This window comes from Lactobacillus nasalidis (genome assembly GCF_016587775.1).
Classification (GTDB): domain Bacteria; phylum Bacillota; class Bacilli; order Lactobacillales; family Lactobacillaceae; genus Lactobacillus; species Lactobacillus nasalidis.
In genome coordinates this window covers 1-3,235 of the sequence record NZ_BOCG01000495.1, presented here as the reverse complement: position 1 = coordinate 3,235, position 3,235 = coordinate 1, and the positions used below count along the sequence as shown (strand labels likewise).

The following is a 3,235-nucleotide window of genomic DNA, read 5'->3' as shown; positions in this document are numbered from 1 at the left end:
GACCTGCAGGAAAAGCAGGAATACATCCTGCTGCGGCTGCCGAACTTCCCGGCTGACTCAGACCCAATCGGCCCTGACGAAAGCTACAACGAAGAAGTCCGCCGCTGGAGCGAGCCGACCAAGTTTGACTACGAGCCAAAGGCCCACTGGGATCTGGGGACTGACCTGAACATCCTGGACTGGGATGCCGCAAGCAAGGTTTCCGCAGCCCGCTTCGTTTACTACAAGGGGGCCGGCGCTCTCTTGGAACGGGCCGTCTACAACTTCTTCCTGGATGAAAACACCAGCGAAGGCTACACGGAAATCATTCCGCCGTCACTGGTAAACAACGACTCAATGCAAGGGACCGGCCAGTTCCCGAAGTTTACCGAGGACGTTTACACGATCGTTGAAAACGACGACCCGGAAGTGCCGCGGAACCTGACTTTGATCCCGACTGCCGAAGTTCCTTTGGTCAACTACTTCAGAGGCGACATCATTGACGGCGCCAACCTGCCGATCAACGTGACTGCCCTGTCACCGGCCTTCAGAAGCGAAGCTGGTTCTGCCGGCCGCGACACCCGTGGTTTGATCAGAATGCACGAATTCCGCAAGGTGGAAATGGTCAAGGTCGTTAAGCCGGAAGAATCATGGAAGGAACTGGAAAACCTGACCCACAACGCTGAACACCTGCTGCAGAAGCTGGGCCTGCCATACCGGGTCGTTGCCCTGTCAACCGGGGATGCATCCTTCACCAGTGCCAAGACTTACGACTTGGAAGTCTGGATGCCAGCCCAAGACACTTACCGGGAAATCTCATCCTGCTCAAACTGCACCGACTTCCAGGCTCGCCGGGCACAAATCCGCTACCGCGATGAAGACGGCAAGGTCAAGCTGACTCACACCCTGAACGGGTCAGGCCTGGCTGTCGGCCGGACGGTTGCCGCAATTTTGGAAAACTACCAAAACGAAGACGGCACGGTTACTGTGCCGGAAGCCCTGCGTCCGTACATGCACGGCATGACCAAGATCACTGCTGAAGTCAAGTGGCACTAAGCTTAAAAGGAACTCCGCTGAAGGGGTTCCTTTTTTTGCGGAAACTTTTTTCAAAAATTTTTGGGCAAAAGTGTAACCTTTCAACTCCTTGCAGTGTCTATTAGGGTAGAGGAGATAAGGGCCTCGAAAAACAAAAAGCAAAAAGGACGGAAAAAGACAGTGAGAGAAACTGAGATTATCGAGCAGTTCTTCGCCAGAAACGAAGCGGCGCTCACTTCAGTCCAGAGTGAATACGGGGCATATTGCTCAACGATTGCCCGCAACATTCTGCGGGACCAGGAGGACGTTGAGGAGTGCCTGAACGATACATGGCTGAAAGCCTGGGACACGATCCCGCCGAAGCGGCCGCGGAGTCTCTTGGCATATTTAGGACGCATCACGCGAAATGGCGCCTTAAATATGCTGCGCGACCAGCAGCGGCAGAAGCGGGCAGGTGAGCAGTACACGGTGGCGCTGGATGAAATTGGAGAGTCATCCGCCGTCAGCCAGGAGCAGCCGGAGCTGGAAGGGATTGAAGGCAGCGTTTTGACGGAAATCATCAATGATTTTCTGGCGGGTCTGCCGAAAGAAAAAAGAATCATTTTCGTGCAGCGGTATTTTTACATGGATGCCGTCAGCGAGATTGCCGCCAACAACGGCATGAGCGCGTCAGCCGTCAAGGTCGGCCTGATGCGGATGCGGCGGCAGCTGGGCAAAAAACTGCAGGAAAACAAATTTATTTAAACAAAGGGGATAACATTATGAAAAACACTGACTTAATGGATGCAATGGGCGGAATCAAGAGTGAGTACATTTTGGAGGCTGCTGCCAACCGGGGACAAGGGCAGGAAAAGAAGATCGTCTCCCTGTCTGCCAAGCGCAAGCCATGGGTGCGGCTGGTTGCCGGCCTGGCTGCGGCCGCTGCCTTCAGCGTGGCTTTGCCAAACACCACTCCGCAGGTGGCTCATGCCATGCAAAACCTGCCAGTCGTTGGCAGCTACTTCAAGCTGGTAACCTTCCGCGACTATCACTATGAAAGCAGCAAGCACTCAGCCGACGTTTCGGTTTCCAAGGTAGCCGTAAGCGGGATCACCGGGCCGGCAGCCAAGGAAGCCAAGAAGAGCAGCAAGGCCGTCAACCGGGAAATCGCCAAGGAAACGGCCAGCCTGATCAAGGACTTCAAGGCTTCCCTGAAGAAGGGCGGCTACGGTTCGCTGACGGTCAAGACCAAGCAAGTAACCAACAACCGCTACTGGTATGCCGTAAAGCTGACGGCCGTAACGACCCAGGCCGACAGCGCGGAAAGCAGCCGCTACTACGTCTTCAGCAAGGCCAGTGGCAAGCAGGTCAAGCTGAGCGACCTGTTCAAGAGTGGCAGCAACTACCGCCAGGCCATCAGCCAGAACTTGATCAAGCAGATGAAGCAGGCCATGAAGCAGGACAAGAGCAAGAGCTACTTCCTCAAGGCCAACGGCGACCCGGACGGCTTCAGCCAGATCAAGAAGAACCAGCAGTTCTACGTCAACAAGAAGAACCAGGTGGTGATCGTCTTTAGCCAAGGCGAAGTAGGCCCGATGTCCATGGGCAGCCAGAGCTTCGTTTTGCCAAACAAGCTGGTAGCCAAGCTGCAGAGATAATGACGCAAGCAGAGTTACAGAAAGAAAATGACGGCTTAGGCCGTCATTTTTTGTTTTTTAGAAAAAATCTCAAAAAAATTCCCGGCTTTTTCAGCTGAAAAAGGGCAAAACAAGAACAATTTTCCTCATGACTTTGGGCAAAAAGCCCATAATACGATTTTTACTGGCCCGGCGGGGCAAAAAACTGGCAACAACTCCGCCGGGTGAACCAATCATAAAACGAATGAAAAAGCAAATTTGACGAATCAGAATTTTCTAGTATACTAATATTTGTTGCCGCGTGAGACAAGCAAGTCTCGCGGAGGCAAAAAGAAAATATCAGAAAGCTGTTGACAATAAGTCAACAAGCGAGTAAGATATAAAACGTTGCGTCACAAAGATGCAGTTGGTACTTTGAAAACTGAACAAAGTTTCGCAGTGTGCGGGTCAAACGAAGTTTGATCCAAACAAATAAGCGAAGTCAATTCGCAAGCAAATAATCTGGAGCAGATTAAAAAGGCTCAATTTCAAATTGAGAGTTTGATCCTGGCTCAGGACGAACGCTGGCGGCGTGCCTAATACATGCAAGTCGAGCGAGCTGAATT

Annotated in this window: 3 protein-coding genes and 1 rRNA gene; all 4 read left to right on the top strand. The window is 52.4% G+C overall.

Going from position 1 to position 3,235, the window contains the following annotated elements:
• On the top strand, positions 1 to 1,035 hold a 1,035-nt coding region (gene serS, locus lacNas_RS09635; RefSeq protein ID WP_201346812.1), incomplete at its 5' end, for a serine--tRNA ligase.
• 159 nt (positions 1,036 to 1,194) lie between these two features.
• Complete coding sequence (locus tag lacNas_RS09630) at positions 1,195 to 1,758, top strand: RNA polymerase sigma factor (protein WP_201331944.1); 564 nt, start codon at positions 1,195 to 1,197, stop codon at positions 1,756 to 1,758.
• A 17-nt stretch (positions 1,759 to 1,775) separates the two neighbouring features.
• Complete coding sequence (locus lacNas_RS09625; RefSeq protein WP_201331943.1) at positions 1,776 to 2,651, top strand: RsiV family protein; 876 nt, start codon at positions 1,776 to 1,778, stop codon at positions 2,649 to 2,651.
• A 507-nt stretch (positions 2,652 to 3,158) separates the two neighbouring features.
• Positions 3,159 to 3,235 (top strand): 16S ribosomal RNA (locus lacNas_RS09620); the annotation flags it as partial.

What these genes read in the sequence shown, in the direction of transcription:
- lacNas_RS09625 (WP_201331943.1), top strand. Translation starts at nt 1,776, where the DNA reads ATGAAAAACACTGACTTAATGGATGCAATGGGCGGAATCAAGAGTGAG.